This is a genomic window from Muribaculum intestinale (assembly GCF_002201515.1).
GTDB classification, from domain to species: domain Bacteria; phylum Bacteroidota; class Bacteroidia; order Bacteroidales; family Muribaculaceae; genus Muribaculum; species Muribaculum intestinale.
Map to the genome: position 1 here is coordinate 1,530,310 of NZ_CP021421.1, position 18,752 is coordinate 1,549,061.

Annotated in this window: 11 protein-coding genes; 6 read left to right on the plus strand and 5 right to left on the minus strand. The window is 56.3% G+C overall.

What is annotated here, in order from left to right; translation table 11 throughout:
• Positions 1–216: 216 nt before the first annotated feature.
• The 5 genes from ADH68_RS06305 to ADH68_RS06325 all read right to left on the minus strand — a co-directional run bounded on the left by ADH68_RS06305 (position 217) and on the right by ADH68_RS06325 (position 7,215).
• A complete protein-coding gene (locus tag ADH68_RS06305) occupies positions 217–870 on the minus strand; it encodes an AlbA family DNA-binding domain-containing protein (protein WP_068961546.1) in 654 nt (217 codons plus the stop codon).
• Positions 867–1,343 (minus strand): S-ribosylhomocysteine lyase, encoded by a 477-nt coding sequence (locus tag ADH68_RS06310; protein ID WP_068961545.1) that lies wholly within the window; start codon positions 1,341–1,343, stop codon positions 867–869. The genes ADH68_RS06305 and ADH68_RS06310 overlap by 4 nt, the downstream gene beginning before the upstream one ends.
• A 1-nt stretch (position 1,344) precedes the next feature.
• Positions 1,345–2,037 carry a 5'-methylthioadenosine/adenosylhomocysteine nucleosidase gene (locus tag ADH68_RS06315; RefSeq protein WP_068961544.1) on the minus strand — a complete coding sequence of 231 codons (693 nt, stop codon included), beginning with the start codon at positions 2,035–2,037 and terminating at the stop codon, positions 1,345–1,347.
• A gap of 217 nt (positions 2,038–2,254) precedes the next feature.
• Positions 2,255–3,973, minus strand: coding sequence for a RagB/SusD family nutrient uptake outer membrane protein (locus ADH68_RS06320; protein ID WP_068961543.1), 1,719 nt, complete (start codon positions 3,971–3,973; stop codon positions 2,255–2,257).
• Between the two features lie 17 nt (positions 3,974–3,990).
• Positions 3,991–7,215, minus strand: coding sequence for a SusC/RagA family TonB-linked outer membrane protein (locus ADH68_RS06325; protein WP_084274119.1), 3,225 nt, complete (start codon positions 7,213–7,215; stop codon positions 3,991–3,993).
• Between the two features lie 506 nt (positions 7,216–7,721).
• On the opposite strand from ADH68_RS06325, the gene ADH68_RS06330 reads away from it, so the two are divergent.
• The 6 genes from ADH68_RS06330 to ADH68_RS06355 all read left to right on the plus strand — a co-directional run bounded on the left by ADH68_RS06330 (position 7,722) and on the right by ADH68_RS06355 (position 18,751).
• Positions 7,722–8,324: a DUF3575 domain-containing protein gene (locus ADH68_RS06330; RefSeq protein ID WP_068961542.1), complete on the plus strand. Its 603-nt coding sequence runs from the start codon at positions 7,722–7,724 to the stop codon at positions 8,322–8,324.
• 22 nt (positions 8,325–8,346) lie between these two features.
• The gene (locus tag ADH68_RS06335; RefSeq protein WP_161953093.1) at positions 8,347–9,825 is read left to right on the plus strand and encodes a DUF3868 domain-containing protein; all 1,479 of its coding nucleotides are present in this window, start codon (positions 8,347–8,349) and stop codon (positions 9,823–9,825) included.
• A gap of 167 nt (positions 9,826–9,992) precedes the next feature.
• Entirely contained in the window at positions 9,993–11,954 is a 1,962-nt protein-coding gene (locus ADH68_RS06340; RefSeq protein WP_084274117.1) for a fimbria major subunit, read from the plus strand.
• A 223-nt stretch (positions 11,955–12,177) separates the two neighbouring features.
• On the plus strand, positions 12,178–13,404 hold the full coding sequence (locus ADH68_RS06345) for a FimB/Mfa2 family fimbrial subunit (RefSeq protein ID WP_084274116.1): 1,227 nt from the start codon (positions 12,178–12,180) through the stop codon (positions 13,402–13,404).
• Between the two features lie 31 nt (positions 13,405–13,435).
• Positions 13,436–15,304 (plus strand): hypothetical protein, encoded by a 1,869-nt coding sequence (locus ADH68_RS06350; protein WP_068961537.1) that lies wholly within the window; start codon positions 13,436–13,438, stop codon positions 15,302–15,304.
• Between the two features lie 93 nt (positions 15,305–15,397).
• Positions 15,398–18,751 carry a hypothetical protein gene (locus tag ADH68_RS06355; protein WP_133165726.1) on the plus strand — a complete coding sequence of 1,118 codons (3,354 nt, stop codon included), beginning with the start codon at positions 15,398–15,400 and terminating at the stop codon, positions 18,749–18,751.
• The last annotated feature ends 1 nt before the right edge of the window (position 18,752 follow it).

Below are 18,752 nucleotides of genomic sequence, written 5' to 3' on the forward strand. Positions count from 1 at the left end.
GCGGGCATACCCGTATGGTGTATGTAATCATTTATGATGACAGGCTCAAGGGATACGGGACGAAAAATCACTAAAATATGGTATGGCACACGACGGAGGATGTGCGTAACTTTGCTAACGGATAATTATACGAAGTTAGTTATACGTCCACGGAGAGTCGCGATGTCTTGCCGTGGACTTCTTTTTTGCTTGAGCACCAGGATTCAGAGCAACCTCTTATTTTCGCACGATTACAAATTCGCTTCCTGTATACGAGAAATCGATTATGCCCATTGCATACAGCCGGGCCACGATATCTGTGGCCGTGGCGCGGGATATGTGGGCGCCGGTCATGTAGCGGTCGACGGTGGTCATGCCCCATTCGTCGAGATATGTGAGCAGAGCCGTCTCGGCCTGCGACAGGGCGAAGAGGGTGTCGCCTCCGCGCGCCATCCGCTCCCATGCGGCGAGCATCACCGGATGCGCTACTATATTCTCATCCTTTACCCTGAAGTAGGCGCGCCATGAGCCGTCGGTGTCGCGGGCGTAGACCGGACGTTTTTCAGCCTTGGGTATCCGGGCACGCACCACTATCGCTCCTGCCTCCACGGCAAATGCGGTTATTTCCACCTTCTGTGCCGGGCGGCAATACATCAGGGCCGCCTGCTCTATCATGTAGATATCCTCGTCGGAGCGCACTCCGGCCACTGAGCCGTTGTCGCGTACGCCTATGAGCAGATGCCCTCCGTCGTTGTTGGCGAAGGCGCTGATGGAGTGGGCTATCTTGGGGGCGTCGGTGATGGCAAATTTGAAGTCCTGGTGCTCATGCTCCCCCTCCTGTATCAGTCCGTGGATGTAATATCGGCCCCGTATGGCTTTTATGTCCTTCATTCGGGATACTCTGTCGGCATCTGCGGGTCGTGGATTACCTCGTCGAGAAAGCGGCGTGCCTGGCGGCGAGCCTCGTCGAGATTCATGTAAGAGTAGTTGCCGCAGTCGCGCGGAGTGGCACCCGGTATCTCTCCGTCGAATCCGGCGATAAACTCCATCGTGGCACGCATCATCTCTTTTACTTCTGCCGGGGTATGGTCGCCGAGCAGCACGAGGTAGTTGCCTGTGCGGCATCCCATCGGGCCCCAGTATACAATGTCGGACTGCCAGGGGCTGTTGCGCAGATATGTGGCTGCGAGATGCTCGATGGCGTGGAGAGCGGCTCCGTCGATGGCCGGCTCGCGGTTGGGCTCGGTCATACGGATGTCGAAGGTGGTGATTGCATCGCCCGAGGGGCTCATATCGCGGCGCGACAGATATATGCCTCTGCGCAGGGTGAGATGATTGACGGTAAAACTTGGAATCTTATTCATATTACAATGCGTTGACGAGGGTCTGCAGAGTGGCGAATGTGGCTTTGGGAGCGTCGGTCCAGAAGTCGAGATACTGGCCCGTGTTGTCCTCCTCCTTGCCGGGGGTGTCGCTTACCACGCGTATGCTGGCGAAGGGCACACCCTTGCTATGGCATGTGTGGGCCATGGCGGCGCTCTCCATGTCGACGGCCTTCACGTCGGGGTATAGCGCGGTAATTTTCGCCAGGTCGGCGGCATTGTCGACAAACTGGTCGCCGCTGGCAATCAGTCCGCGGTGCAGGCGGCTTATGCTGTCGAGAACTTCAAGCCCGAGCACAGCGGGGGCGCCTTCAAAAAAGCGGGGCATACCCTGTATCTGTCCGCGTTCGGCGCAGGGTCCGCACCACACGTCGTGGTAGGCCACACGGTCGCCCACCACCACATCCATAACTCTGGCGTCGGAGCCGGTGCCTCCGGCCACACCTGTGTTTATCACGAGCTCGGGGCCGAACGCGTCGACGAGGGCCGCGGTGCCCAGGGCGGCATTGACCTTTCCGATGCCGCTCTGCATGGCGGCCACGCTATGGCGTCCGCCGGCCATGGTGCCGGTGTGGAGGGTCTGGCCCGAGGGGAGCACTGTCTGTGAGTGTCCTTCAATGTGGGGGAGCAACAGGTCGAGTTCCTTGCCCATTGCCACGATTATACCGATTTTCATATTGTTTCAGTAAGATAGGGGTGTAGGGCGGCAAAGTTACGAAAAAGTTTTCAGAGTAGCCGAAGTGCGACGTGTCGCCGGGCTACGCCGGGCATAAACATGATGATGTCCCGATGACTCGTACATCTGCCAATACCCCCCTGTAAGCTATATACAGGGAGCGCCGTGTCATGCGGGATGACACGGCGCTCCGGTGAGTATTAAGTCGGTCTTATTATCAGTTGCGAGCTTTGTACCAGTAGGGGTCGGCCTCGGCGTCGGCGCCTACGATGGCCATCACTTCACCCGAAGGATTCTGGTTGGCTGCGGTAATCGCATGGTTGCCTTCCATCTCGGCGTTGGGAATCGGGAAGAGGAGGATGGGAGCGTTGGCCGCGATGTTGAATACGGCCTCGGCGGGGAATCCTCCGCCACGGCGGTCGATACCTTTCTGCAGGCGGAGACAGTCGGTGTAGCTGAATCCCTCGCCCCAGAGCTCTATACGGCGCTGGAACCATACCTCGTCGAGCATTTCATCCTGCGATGTGGCCGGGCATACATAGGGGGTGTCGCCTGTCCAGCGGTAGGTGTTGACGAAGTTCTCCACAGTAGTCTTGGCTGTCTGCCAGTCGGTGTGGGCCTGGCATTCGGCAATGATGAGCTCCATCTCTTCGGTACGCATCAGAGGTATGTCGGTAGCTCCGGTAGAGTTAATCAGATAGTCTTGATATGGTGCGAACTTGACCACTGCGTAAGGAGGACAGTCGAGCAGACCGAGTATTACGCCTACACCATAGGGGGCATATGGAGCCACGCTGGGGTCGTAACCGTCGGGAGTATAGTTGTCGACATTCGACTTATATACGTAGATGCTGTTGTCGGGTTTTTCTTCGTCCAGCCAGTCGGGGTCGGGTTCATTGCCCTGCCACCAGCCTTTGCGCACGTCGCCTTCGGGAATCATATCCCAGAGCTTGGCGTTGATGCAGCGCCACTGTCCGGCGTAGGCATAGCCGTAGGTGAGCGAACCCATCATGCCGGCGAATGTGTAGAGGCCGTGTGCATCCTGTTCGGAGATATGTATGCCCCACATGAAGTCGGACTGAGTGAAGCTGTTGAATGCGGGCTTGTTTACGACATTTACGCCGCAGTTGGCACCGTCGGTGAGCTGAAGCGCCATGGAGGCGTCATCGGCAGCTTCGGTATAAAGACCCTGGCAGAGGTTGGCGCGGGCGCGGAGACCGTGGGCCACGGCGGGGTCGATGAATCGCTTGTCGAAGCGCGATGTGTATACTCCCATGTCGAAAATGTCGATTGCCTCGTCGAGGTCCGACATAATCTGTGTGTACACCTGAGCCACGGTGCCGCGGGGTGTTCCGTTGGCTACAGCCTCATCTTCGTTCAGGTCGGTTATCACGGGTACACCCGGAGCCTGTGGATTGACGCTGTAGGGAGTGGCGAAGAGCTGCACCAGCATGTGGTAGGCCCATGCGCGTGCCGACAGAGCCTGTGCCTTGTAGCAGAGCAGAGTGGCGTTTTCGGTGTCGGCGGGGAGGATCTTCAGCAGGTCGTTGGAAGAGTAGACCACACGGTAGAGCGTACCCCATGTGCATGTCAGTTCCTGGTTGGTGGGGGTGTTGTCGGTATAAAGTTCGCTTGTCTCAAACCATCCGTAGTTCATCATCATCGACATGTCCTGGCTGCGGTTGTCGAGCGAGAGCATTGTAGCGGGATATCCGAAGTCGGCGAGGAAATCGTCGATATTCTTTTCGAACGCGTAGAAGTTGGCATATACGGCGGCCATCACACCCTCGATAGCGTCGGGATTTTCTTCAATGGCATCCTTGCGCTGGTCGTCGGTGTAGTATTCTCCCATCGGGAGGGTATTGAGGTCGTTACACCCGGCCAGCATCACTGCGGCGAGTGAGCCGGCAATATATTTTAAAGTCTTTTTCATCATGAAGTTTCTTAGAGTGATTAGAACTCAATTTTCACACCTCCCGACACTGCACGCAGAGCTGAGTATGAGCCGGCGAGCGATGTGGCATATCCCTGACGGGGGTCGAGACCCTTGCGCTTGCTCCAGAGGTAGAGGTTGTCGCCGGAGAAGTATACGCGGATATTCGAGCAGCAGAGCTTGTCGGCAACCTTCTTGGGAAGGGTGTAGCCGGCGGTGATGTTGTTGATGGTGAAGTAGTTGCTGCTGATGAGCCAGCGGTCGGACAGGGCATTTACATATGTGGCCTGATTGCCTGCCCAGGCGAGTGCGGGCACGTCGGTGTTGCGGTTTTCGGGAGTCCATGCGTTGAGGATATCCTTGTGCAGGGCCATACCGGCATCGTTGTTGTTGGCGCCGTACATGAGCAGCTGGTAGCTGTAGTCGACCATCTTGCCGCCTGCCTGGAATCCGCAGTTGATGCCGAAGTCGAATCCGTAGACCTTGATGTTGGTAGATACGCCGCCGTAGACGGGGGGCAGGAGGTTGCCTGACTCCTGACGGTTCTCTACATATCCCTGGGCTGCGTCGCCGTTGCGGGCGAGCGACCAGTTGCTTACCTTCTCTTCGGTGCCGTCGGTGCGGCGAGCCCAGTAGAGTGCGTTACCGTTCTCGGGGTCGACGCCGGCATACTTGACGGTGTAGATCTGATACATCGACTTGCCTTCCTTGTAGATGCGTGAGCCGTTGATCCATGTGCCGTTGAGTTCGGGAGCGAGCTTGAGCACCTTGTTGCGGATATAGGTTACGTTGGCGCTTACTGTCCAGTCGATATTCTTGTTGCGGATAATCTGGTAGGTGAGGTCGAGCTCAAGACCGCTGTTGCGCATCGAGCCGATGTTCATGGGTATCTTGTCGTAGCCGAGCGACGATGCTGTCGGACGATAGTAGAGCATGTCCTTTGTCTGGCGAGAGAAGTACTCGAGAGTACCGAGCAGGCGGGAGTTGAACATTGCGAAGTCAACGCCTACGTTGAAGCTGTTGGAGGTCTCCCAGGTGAGGTTGGGGTTGCCTTTGTAGTAGAGCGGACCTACCGACCAGAGGCCGTTGGAGCCTGAAGCCTGATACTGGTCGGCCCAGGGATAGTAGTTGCCTACGTTGTCGTTGCCCTGCTGGCCGAACGATGCCTTGATTTTGAACATGTCCATCCATTCGGCATTGTCCATGAACGATTCGTTGGCGAGGTCCCAAGCTGCGCTGACGCTCCAGAAGTTGCCCCAGCGGTGTTCGCGTGTGAATCGTGAGGAGGCGTCGCGGCGATAGCTTACGCTGGCGAAGTACTTGGAGTCGTAGTCGTAGTTGACGCGGCCGAAGTATCCGCGGGTGGCGTATGTGTCGATTGTGCCGCCTACCTCGAGGTTGTCGATTACGTTGCTCAGGGTGTAGTTGTCGTTGGAGAAGATAGTCTCGCCGCGGCCGTAGATGTCGGCCATGTTGAGGTCGTAGCTTTCGTAGCCGAGGAGCACGTCAATGTTGTGCACATCGTTGAATGTCCTTGCGTAGTTGGCGAGGAACTGGAGGTTGATCGAGCGGTTGCGGATGGTCTGCTGGGTCACGTTGCCGCCGTACATAGCCATCTGGCCGTAGCGGTTGTTGCCCATGGAGTTGTAGCGCTGCCACTCGAGCCAGTATCCGAGCGACCCGGTGAGGGTAAGGCCTTCAATCTGGGTGGGGGTGATCTGTGCGAACCATTTGCCGTTGAACACGTCGTAGAGGTATTCCTCCTTGTTGTACACGAGCTCGCCGGTGGGGTTGCCGCCCGACATGAATGTACGCGAGAAGGGCATGCCGTCGAGGCCGCTCATACCGTAGTCGTAGAGCACACGGTTGGAGGTCGGGTCGTGCTTGAAGTTGCCGTTGGCGTCGCGCAGATACATCGGGTACATCGGGCCGATGAAGTTGGCGATATATGAGGCGTTGCCTGAGTATCCGTCTTTATCCTGTCCGTAGGGCTTGTTGGAAGCCTGGTAGGTGTAGGTCATGTTGGTGCCGATTTTGAGCCAGTCCTTGGCCTGGTACTCTACGGAGGCACGTGTGGTGAGGCGCTTGAAGTCTGACTCCTGGATTACACCCTGGTCGTCGAGGAACGATGCGCTCACCATGTAGTTCATGCGGTCGTTGCCTCCGCTCACGCTGAGGTTGTACTCCTGGCGGAATCCGTTGTGGTATGTTCCCTTCTTCCAGTCGTCGGGCACGAGGCCGATGTTGCGGTTATGGTCAAAGTTGCCGAGTATGGCGTTGGGGTTCATGGTGCCGTCGGCCAGGAAGAGGTGTTCGCCCTGGGGGATGGTGTACATCTGGTAGCCGAACACGTTGCGGTTGCCGCTGGGGGCGTCCATGTAGTTGTTGGCATACTCCATGCCTAACTCTTCGCCGCCGGCAGCGGTGTAGTAGTTGCGTATCGAGCGGTAGAATAGACCGTAGTATGTGGGTATGTCGTCGACAGTCTCGTAGTCGCTCACCTGGCGCGAGTTGGCGCCCCAGCGGGCTTCGAGGGTCACCTTGGCGGGGCCGGCCTGGCCGCGCTTGGTGGTGACGAGAATCACACCGTTGGCGCCGCGCGCACCGTAGAGGGCTGCCGATGCGGCGTCCTTAAGCACGGATATCGACTGTACGTCCTGGGGGTTGATTGAGTTGAGGCCGCCGTCGTAGGGTATGCCGTCGACTACATAGAGCGGGGTGGTCTTGGCGTTGATGGAGCCTACGCCGCGGATGAGCACTGTGGGCTCTTCGCCGGGCTGGCCGGTGGTCGACTGAAGCTGTACGCCCGACACTGTGCCTTTGAGCACCGACGTCACGTCGGTCACGAGGCGGTCGGAGATGTCCGATGCATTTACCACAGAGGCCGAGCCGGTGTAGGTCGAGCGCTTGGCCGTACCGTAGGCCACGGCGATTACCTCGTCGAGCTGGTTGGCGCTGGTGAGCTCGATGCGCATGGTGCCGGTGGGGGCGATGGCGAGCTCGCGGGTGTGCATGCCTACATACGACACCTTGATGTGGTTGACTGTCTCGGGGAGTGACAGGCTGAACTGTCCGTCAATGTCGGTGGCGGTGCCGTCGGTCGTGCCTACACCCATCACGGTGGCACCTACCAGAGGCTCTCCGTCCTCAGCGCTTACTACGATACCCTGTACCGTGCGGTTGGCCGCAAACGTTGCGAAGGTAAACGCGAAAAGCGCCGTTAGAAAAAAAACGATTCTTTTCATACTTTGTAACTGTAATACTGTAATATAGACTAACTTTAATACTGTGAATCTTCTTTTGAAATCGAAAAATGCGGCAGGTGCTCGGCTACCTCTCGCGGGGTTCTTGCAGCGCCGGGTTAATATCGGTTGTCAGTGAATCGGCCTGCAAAATTACTCGATTTTACATTACGGAACAAGATTTAACCATAAAAAGATTAAACAAAATGCATTTTTATAGAAATTTTCTTGTTTTCTGCCGTTTTTCCGAACAATACTGCAAGGGAGGCACCCTCCGGCTCCATTTGATTTCCGGCAAATATTGCACCGAAATATGTGTCTTAAAAATCACAAATTGGAATTAATGGATGTTAAATTAACATTATTTAACTTGGATGGGGGGGGTAAAACTCATTGTTGTTAGTAATTTTGCATTCCATTTAGCAGGTCCGGATTTCCGGGCCGGTACAGTTGGTAATGGAAAAAGTTGGCACCGGGCTGTTTACGGTGTGGAAAATTAAGCGTATGAGATGAGGAAATTTCTTCGAAGTACTATAATTCTGATTGTCTTATTTTTTTCAGGGACAATAGCTACGGAGGCACAGCTTGCAGTAAAAAACAACCTGTTGTACGACCTCACCACCACTCCCAATCTCGGATTGGAGTACGGGGTGGGCTACCGCTCTACCGTCAGTCTCGTGTATGGACTCAATCCCTGGAGCTTCTCCGGCGGAGAGCGCAAGGCCAAGCACTGGGTGCTCATGCCCGAGTACCGGTGGTGGCTCTGCTCGCGCTTTAACGGCCACTTCTTCGGTGTGCACGCCCTTGGCGGCGAGTTCAATGCCGCCAACATGAACATCCCCGTGCCCGGCGCATTCTTCGGGGGCGACAACCTCCGCAGCGGAGTGCGCGACTACCGCTACCAGGGCAGTTTTCTCGGCGCAGGCGCCACCTACGGATACCAGTGGATACTGTCGCGCCACTGGAACATCGAGGCCGAGGTAGGTGTCGGATACGCCCATGTGTGGTACGACAAATATGCCTGCGGAGAGTGTGGCGCGCGCCTGGCCGACGGCGGCACCAACTACTTCGGCATCACCAAGCTCGGCATATCATTCCTCTACCTCTTCTAACCCTACGATTACCGCCTACGCTATGAAACGACTTCTACACTCTATACATATCATGATGGCCGCCGCAATCCTTACGGCCACAGCCTCCGCGGCATCGTCGACAGGCATTACACGCAACATCGACTTCCACCGCGCCGGCCCCGACATGCGCGTGGCCATGGAGCTTGTGCTCGACTCGCTCCACCTCGGCGCCGACCATCAGATCTACGTCACTCCGGTAATCAACGGAGGCACAGCCGACTCCACCCAGCGGGTAGCCCTCCCAACCGTGCTCATCAACGGACGCAACATGCACTACGCCTACGAGCGCGGCTCGCTCCGCCGCGAGATTGTCGACTCCTACAATCTGTCGGCCGAGATATGGCGCCACAACGGACGCCCCCAGCAGCACCCCTACGCCGAGACTACTCCCATGCGCCGCTGGATGTACGGTCCAAAGGCATTCCTCAGCATCGTCTACGACACATGCGGATGCGGAGTGCCCGCCGGACGCGAGATTGTGAAGATACCCCTCGGGCTCACACCCGTGATGCGCCACGCCTACCTCACCCCCGAAGTCACCGAGTTGCCCGTAGCCATCCACGAAGGGAAAGCCCGCGTGCAGTTTGAGGTCGACCGCACAGAGCTCCACCCCGAGCCCTACAAGTGCCGCAACGGACAGCGCATCGACAACCGCGAGCAGCTCTCCATAATATACGACTCGATACGCTACGCCACCTCCGACCCCAACGTCGAGATAGCACGCATCGACATATGCGGATACGCATCGCCCGAGTCGCCATACAGCCACAACGACTACCTCGCCACCAACCGCTCGCGCGCACTGGCCGAGTACATCGGCGAACGCTTCAGCCTCCCCGCCGAGAAGTGCACCTACAGCGCCGTGCCAGAAAACTGGGGCGAGTTCCGCGAGATGGTTGTAGCCTCGCCCGAGCTGACCGACCGACAGCGCGCCGACCTCCTCGAGCTCATCGACGCCCCCGCCTACGGCCCGGCCGACTACGACGCCAAGGAGCGCACGCTCAAGACCGACCCGCGCTTTGCCCGACTCTACCGCGACATGATTCTCCCCAAATGGTTCCCGCGCCTGCGCGCCACCAAGTTTGCAATATCCACACGTCTTAAGCCGATGTCCGACGAGCAGCTCGCCCGCATCATCGACACCGACCCAGAGATGATGTCGCTCAACCAGATGTTCCGAGTGGCGCGCCTCTACCCCGAAGGCTCCCCCGAGTTCAACCGCGTGATAGGCATCGCCCTCGAGCATTACCCCGACTCGCCCGTGGCCAACCTTAACGCCGCCGTCGCGGCAATTGCCGCCGCCGACTACGACCGCGCCGCCTTGCTGCTCGACCGTGCCGGCGACTCGCCCCAGGCCGAGAACGCCCGAGGGGTGGTGGCTGTAAGGCGCGGCGACTTCGACTCGGCACGCACCCACTTCCTCAACGCCGCCGACCGACTCCCCGAGGCCGCCAAAAATCTTGAGGAACTGCCGCAATAATCCCCCTCTCTCCACCAATCATAATCATCCCCCGCCATACAGAGGCTTTAAAATCCAATCATATATACACAGTTGCCGGTCGTTCGATGCCATCCCTACGATGGTATCAGGCATGCTCTCCGCATATGAAATTTATCAAACAATCAATCACATAATTTCTTAAACATATGACATTTAACAGGTTTATTTCTGCGACGATGGCGGTTGCCCTCCTCGCAGCTTGTTCCGACAAGGATCCTCTCGGCGAAGGTCCCGACAACGGAATCGGCAATCCCGGTGAAAACATCGGCGACGGCTACGTGGCTGTGCAAATCAACCTCCCGACCAATGTCGTTTCGGCAGCTCCCCGTGCCACCAACGACAATTTCGACGACGGTACACCCAACGAGTACCGCGTGAGCAATGGTGCCCTCCTCCTCTTTACCGCAGCAGCTCCTACCGACAAAGAGGGCGAAGCCGTATTCAAAGCGGCCTACGACCTCAACCTCGAGAGCTACTGGATTTCCAAGCCCGACCAGTCTGACAACATCACAACCTCCAACCTCGTTGCTGTACAGGTCACCAACCCTGCCCAGACCGGCGAGAAACTCTATGGCCTTGTGATGGTCAACTTCCGCAACGTAGCAGGTATCGGCGAAGACAATACCCTCCAGCTTAAAGCCGCTGACGGAAGTTCTACTGCATTCTCCGGCAAATTTTCCGACCTTGTGAATAAAATCAGCGACTGTTCGTTCTATACCGGTTCAGGCACAGGCGCCACCAACTTCTTCATGACCAACGCTCCTCTGAGCAGCGTGGATGACAAGACCAAGCCCGAGCCCGAGGCTTCCAATGTGACCACACTCGTCGACATCACCGACGGCATCAAGCGCACACGTCTTGAAGCTGAGAACGCTCCTGCCGGCTCATTCTTCGTTGAACGCGCCGTGGCCAAGGCCACCCTTTCGGTCACTGCCAACAACGGACTGAACGTAGGCACAGGCGAAAATGCTGTGCACTTCACAGCCGATAATATCGAGTGGACTCTCAATGCCACCAACACAAAGTCGTATATCGTGCGCAATATGGGCGAACTCGACTATATCGGCTACCAGAGCCCCAACAAGCCTTTCCGTATGGTCGGCAACCAGAAGATGGGTACTACCCAGATTCAGCCCGAGGTCGACCTTTACCGTACATACTGGTGTATTGACCCCAATTATGACACCTATACCGAGGGCGACCTTACCTATAAGGAAGACAAGACTACTACTGACTTTGTAAAGGCCGGTAGCGGAAATCCCCTCTATTGCTACGAGAATACATTTAATGTAGAGCATCAGCTTCATCAGTACACCACCCAGGCTATCGTAAAGGTACAGTTCAAGGTAGAAGGTGCTGACGCTGCCGCCACATTCTATACCATCAACGACCGCCAGGACATCATCTATACCAATAAGAATGAAGTCATCACATATCCTGTAAGCTATATCCTTCAGGATTCGCGTGTTGCCGCTGCTGTCAAGAAAGCTATTGAAGGTACAGGCCAGTCGGTAAGCATTACCAACGAGAACTATACCAAATACATGACCATCACATTCACCCGCAACGACAAGGGTCTGTATGCTGTAAGCAACATTGAATTCATCGCCACCGAATTCGAAAAGCTCCACAACGGCAAGGATCCCTCTGACGAAGGCTATGTTCAGGGTAAAAAGCCCGTATTCGAAGGCGAAGCCGGCGCCAATCTTATTGCGGATGTCAACAAGGCATACACAATCGCCGAGTATGAGAATGGTGTAAGCTACTATCCCGTACGCTTCAAGCATTTCGCCGGCGCCAGCACAACCGATGCCACTGACCTCGCTCCCTGGGATGCCGACAAGGTAGGCGCATCATCCTATGATTATGACGGATATACCGGAACAAAGTCGGGCAACGCCGAAAACATGTGGCTCGGCCGCTACGGTATGGTCCGCAACAACTGGTACGACCTTAATGTCACCGGCTTCAACAAGCTCGGCAAGCCCTCTATCGGTGGCCTCGAGGTTGACTCCGATAGCACTCCCGACGACAACGTAGAGCAGTGGATTGCCTTCAAGGTCAACATCCTCTCTTGGGCTAAGCGCGTACAGAATGTAGATCTCTAATCTATATCTAAGGAAAGGAGTATTCTCCGACACACATTCTCTTTACCATAATCGCGGGCACGGCTCAGGGCCGTCGCCTGCAAGGCGCTCCACCTCCCGGCCCGCGATTATTTTTTCATCCCCATTTTTCATTATACACTCCCCTCCCTCCCGCTCCTCAACCACCATCAACCCTCTTTCCTGCCCCATTCTCTCTCCGCCCCATAATAACCGACAAAACAAGATGCCCCGCTTATCTAAATATATAATCGCCGCCTGCTCCATGGCCGCAGCCATGCTTGTAGCATCATGCACAATGATCCAGGACTCTGTCGACTATTGCCCCACAGGGCTCTACGTCCGCTTTGTCTACGATTACAATACCGCGCGCGCCGACATGTTTAAGGACCACGTCGGTCACGTAAGGCTCTACGTGTACGATGAGCAGGGTCACAAGGTAGCCGAGCGCTCCGTGTCAAACACCGCCGCATCGGCCCCCCTTGCCGACTACGGCTACGCACTCCATCTCGACCCCTCCGAGCTCAGGCCCGGACGCTACCGCCTGCAGGCTGTGGCCATGCAGCGCGACTGGGACGCCGCCGCCGCTGCCGACGGTGCCCGCTACCGCCACGAGGCTGACGTGACCCACGGCGAGGCGATGCGCATCACCCTCGACCACGACCCAGGCGTGATACCCGGCACCGAGCAGCACCTCGTCGACCACAAGAGTCTGCCGCTCGACACCCTCTGGCACACCCTGAAGGTGCAGAGCCACGCCCCCACCGACGGTGTGGCCCCCATGCCGATGCAGCGCACATCGCGCCCCTACTCGGTATACCCCCTCGACGAACAGTATGTGACCGTCACCGACAACATGGCCACATACGCCACCATATCGCTCGTGCGCGACACCAAGCACCTCAACATCACTATGCGCCATCTCGACTTCCCCGACGATGTGTTCCACCACGACTATGAGGTGACGATTGTCGACGACAACGCGACCCTGCTCCACGACAACGCCCTCGCCCCGTCCGACTCCCTGAGGTATACTCCCTATGCCGCATGGACCTCGCGATTCACCGACGGCGGCGTGATTGTAGACCCCACCGTGCCGCGCGCCACATCCCAGGCCGATGACGACGCACCCGACGGACTGCGCTACCAGCGCACCGCCCACTACAATCTCATGTTCAACCGACTGATGTACAACGACGATGCCGCCCGCTCGGCCATGCTACAGGTGCGCAACCTCAACTCGGGCAAGGTAGTGGCACGCATCAACCTCCCCTACATGCTCGCCGAAGGACGCGCCGCCTACGAGCTCTACGGCTACTCGCCACAGGAGTATCTCGACCGCGAGTACGACTACCATCTCAACCTCTTCCTCAAAGGCGAGTCGTGGGCCTACTGCGACATCGTGGTCAACGTGCTCTCATGGTCAAAGCGCCATCAGAACGAAGAACTCTGACCCTCCCCCACAATAACCCGGCCATATCTTAATGTACCGCATATATAAAGTCATATTGCCTATACTGATGCTGCTGCTCGCCGCAGCATGCTCGTCCGATCCGCTCGCCGGCCCGGACAGTGCGCCTGCGCCCGTGCTCCCGGTGTGTCCCGAAGGGCCCGTCGAGTTCGGCATGCTCATCTCGCTCGGCGACAACGGCGCGGAGCGTTCCTATGGCGACATGCCTGCCGGACGCGCCACACCCTCCGACGGCGACTACGACCCCGGAGCGGGATATGAGAACTTCATCGACATCAGCGCCGGCGACTTCGCTCTCTATATCTTCAGCGCCGGCGATGCCTCGGCCTCTGCACCCCGCCTCATAGCGCGCGCCGAGATTACAGGTCTTGTGCCCGCCGACGGTGGCACCGCCGAGTCGGCCAAGCGCTACATGTGCCGCTTCCGTGTCGACGACCCTATGCTGTTGTTTGACAAGGCTACCGCCAAGGCCTCGTTCCGCCTCGTCATGCTCGCCAACTGGCATGCATGGACACTCGCCTCAGGGCAGTGGGCCGACTACCCCGTGCTCTCCGCCGGCGCCACTCTCGACGAGCTGTATGCCGCCGCAGGCTCCACACGCGAATTCCCCGACGGGGCTGTAGGCCCCGAGCTCACCCGCGACACCCGCGTGCCCCTCTTCGGCGTACACGGATACTCAGACATCGACCTCATGGCCAACGGCCTTACCGACCTCGGCGAGACCCTCCACCTGCTGCGCGCATTCGCCAAAATCGAGGTATACGACGCCCCCGACACCAAGCGCGCCATCGAGTCGGTGAGCCTCACCCGATGCAACACCCTCTTCAAGTGTCTCCCCTCGCGAGTGTACGGCAAGGGCGACTACGTCACCGGCTCCCACGCCACCGACTATGTCGACCACGTGAGTCTCCCCGGCGACACCTGCGACACCCCCGGAGCAGCCGCCCCCGGCGTGAGCACCGACATCCCGTTCTTCAAATACTCCAAAGGCAACTCCGGCAAAGGCTCCTGGATAATCTACGTCCCCGAGTACGACAACACATCGGCCTCCGCCACCAAAGCCCGAATCAAAGTCACCTATGCCGACAAGAGCAGCTTCATGCTCGATTTCAAGAACTATGGCCAGCTCGCCACTCCGGCAAAGAACGCTCCGTTCGACATCTGCCGCAACAACTGGTACATATACTCACTCAGCCGCCGCGAGCACGATGTAACGGTAGAGCTTGACGTGCAGCCCTATGCCGAGTGTAAGGTAGAGCCCGGTCTTGGCCTCCTTGCCGACGACATGGGCGACCTGATGGTCTACATGGTGTTTGACGAGGAGTCAGGCGAGTGGGTATTCCCCGAGACTTTCAATGCCTTTAGGTCGGAGTACGGCAAGGAGCTTCCCAAAGACCCCGACGGGGTGGAGCTGAAGTTTGAGCGCGAGATGGGCGACTACTACGCCATACACCGCGGCACCGACGGCACCATGGCCGGTTCAGAAATCTGGCTTAAGGACCGCGACGGCGACAGGGTGCTCACCAACTTCGCACCGAAGGACGACAACAGCCAGGACTGCTCGACACGCAAGGTCATAGCCTACACAGGTTCCCACCAGGAGGTGTGCCACAAGGATATGGACGGCGATATACGCCGTCAGCACAACCACAACCACTCCTCTGTGATTTATGACGAGGAGAAGGGTCTCTGCTTCAAGGATGTCGACGGCAAGCTCTATCCCGTCGAGTCGTGGGACGAGTCTACGGGCATATTCTACGTCCGCGCCACGTCGGCCGACGGCACCAGGTATATCTTTATCGAATATGATATCTCCGGCACGGAGACCGGCAACAAGGTTGAGGTTGAGATTCCTGAAGAGGAAAGAAACAGCATACGCTAATTCCCGGGGTGCGTCAGCATGCCGGCGGCATACGATACTTACCAATCAGCTATCCATCAGATGAAACAATACTGCTTATCAATATACATGTTCATGCTCACGGTACTGGTTTCCGTGGGTGTCACCTCGTGTGTCGACGACGACCTCGTGTTCCGGCAGGGAGTCATGCCCCACGGCGAGGCTGTCATAAATATCGAGGCCGCTTTCGTGCCGTTCTCCGAGAGCGCCGTGGGGAGCCGTGCCTACGACGCTCCTAAAGGCGATGTGATGGGCGATGTGTCCGATGTAGTGCTGTTGGCCTACGATATCAACGGCAAAATCCTCGACGGATTCCCGATGGAACTGACCGACTACACCGAGGCCGACGAGACCCGCGGCCCTTCCGATGCAAGCAACGGCGCCACCGCCGAAATCATGACAAAGTGTCTCAAAAAGACCGTCAAGCTATTCTACGGCGAATACTATATCGTGGCCGTGGCCAATATGGGCGAGTATGCCAAGGATGCCGACGGGAAGATTACCGTAGCTAAAAGCACCAAGCAGGTGCTCGATGCTATGGATGCCGAGGAGTATTCTACGCTCGACCGTCTGCGCTTGTTGCGTCGTGCATGGGACTCCACCAACTATGCCAACAACCGCGCCATGTGCGGATACTTTGCCGACAAGAGCAAGGACACACACAGCCCCGGCGCTACCGACAATTTCCTTACCGTGGTAGTCGACCGCGACGGGATGACTCTGCGCGCGTGGATGCGGCGTATCGCCTCGAAGGTGACTGTCGATTTCGACGGCACCGACCTGCGCGAGAACGTGAAGATATATATCAAGGACGTGAAGATATACGACGTTGCCTCGTCGTGCACCCTCGGATTCGGCAAGAGACGCCTCGATGCCCAAGAGCACTACAAGAACTACAACAACACCGTAGGGAGCGACGAGGATGCCGCCTCGGGCGACAAGGCCGCCATGCTCCACGACGGACCGCATGAGATCAAGTTCTACAACATGTACAACAGCGCCGCCTCGGCCGACGATGCCTCCCACAAGGACTGGCCGCGTATCTCCAAAGGTTCGCCTTTCATCTATGTCGATCCTGAAGCCGATGTGATGGAGAAGCGCAATCTGCATGCCAACGATGCGCAGTCGCTATTCTTCTACGAAAACATGCAGGGCGACGCTCCCAACGGCAAAGGCCCCATACTCGACCTCATCAACGGCGGCGTGGCCAACAAGGATGTCGTGAAAGAGAGCGTGCCCTACGGCACATATATCGAAGTGACGGGATTCTACGAGTCTGAAGCCTCGGGCAATGTGAGCAACGGCCCGATCAAATACCGCTTCATGCTCGGCAAGGACGCCGTGAAAAACTGCGATGCCGAGCGCAACTACCACTACAAGGTGACGCTGAAATTCAACGGCAATGCCAACGACTACTCCTGGCATATCGACTATCGCGAGGAGCCCGATTCGTGGGATGTGCCTAACCCGTGGTATGTATCCTACCTCTACAACCATCAGTCAAATATCCCCTTCAAATACACTCCCAAGGATGGCTACGAGGTCGTGTACTTCGACGCCGAGATTATAAAGAATCCGTGGGAACCCGACGAAGACCCCGGTATCTCCCTCCCTCCCGACAACGACGGAGCTATTAACGCTACGGAAAACAAAAGTCTCGGAAATGGCTTTCTATCATTGAGAAAGACAACCGCTGTGGTGGTTACGCCTCAGATGTGTGGTGCTTCCGATGATTGGAAGGTCGATTATGCAGCTGATAATATGAAGGACTTGAATCAGGCCTATTTTACAGGGGCTGAAAGCGTTCCGGAAAAGAATAGGTTGGATAGATCCAGGCGCAAATACTATGTAGATGGGCGTACCGACCCGGAGAATACCGGTTTTGAGCAGTATAGTTATCAGCGGAGAGGCAATAGTGTCTCTATGGAGATTCCGTTATTTACCAGGGCCAAGGTCTTGATCAAGCAGTCCGGTTATAGTGGGAATAATCCTTACGTCGGCTATACCCGTACGGCCAAGATAGAGGTAACGCCTTATGTGAGAAAGATTGGCAGCGAGGATACCCCCGAGCCGGCTACTCCAAAAGAGATTGAAGTAGAGCAGGTGCGTCGTATTGTGAATCCCAAGGGTGTATATCGCCGGTCGGGCAACAATCAGGACTTTAGAGTGCATCTGCTGGAACTCCCCGGCGAGTTGGCTACCTCATTCCGCGACTTCAAGTCCGATGGCCCCTGGATGGCCGAGATACTCGGTGATAAAAATTTTATCACTCTCGACGGAAAGCAGGTGGTCACCGGCTCTACCGGCTCTTCTATCGAATTTACTATCCGCTTCAACAAACTGAACACCTCTGACGATAAGACTGTGCGCAATGCCGTGGTGCGTGTGCTCTACAACAGCTATACATGTACCCACCTCATATTTGTGCGCCAGGGATATGAGCCGCAGGCCATATCTGAAAAGGCAAAAGATTATGACCATCAGGAAAATACAGCCCCCCCTGTGAAATGGCGCACTTTCAATAGATTGTCAAAGACTATGGATACCGACGATCCGCGCGACGAGGGCTCATTGTTTAAATACGGCAAGAGCACTCAACCGATTCATCCATTCAATAATTGCTATGGTGATAAGGATGGCAGTGGTAAGTATGATGGAATTGGTGATTACAGGGCGCCAACTGTATTCTATGATGCCAATGATTATGCATCATCCGGAAGCTATTACCTTACCAATGACGATGGCTCTAAGGCTGGGACACGTACCCTATGGACCGATATAAATATGGATAGTAACGGTTTCCCCGACGATGATGGATGGAAATCAATGGCTACAATGCGACATTACGAGCAGCTTTATACCACTCCTAATATTAATTTCGGATTTGGTGTGCTTTATGCCGATGGCGCCACAACCACACAGTTTAGTGTGAATGATGCCTATGGATATTATCGTGATGATCCCGACAGAAAGAAAAAGGGTATGAGAGGTGGATTCATGTATTATTGGGACGCTACTAAACCTGATGATTCCTATACAGGAAAGAATATATTCTTCCCGATTGGACGTTCTGGATATGGCCATCGTAAGCAGGGAGTATATACAAAATGGAATAATACCTGGACGGAATCGCCAGATAAGAAAGGCGTATTACGTTATAGCTGTACGGGATATCAGTCGCGAGGTGCTACATTTGACAAGAGTGCTCCGCTATTCTCCGCTCTCTATTATCGTCCTGGAGCCATATATTATGCAAAAAAACAGGACTCCAATTCTCTGAACTGGGCCGGCGAGGTTACTAATGTCACCAATGATGGTGTTGCTGCTGGAATGGACTTGAATTATTTTACATTTGATGTAAATATGATTGGAGTCAGCAATCTTGCCGGAGGAGAGGATGCTTGTATGGTGCGTTTTGTAGAAGAGTAGG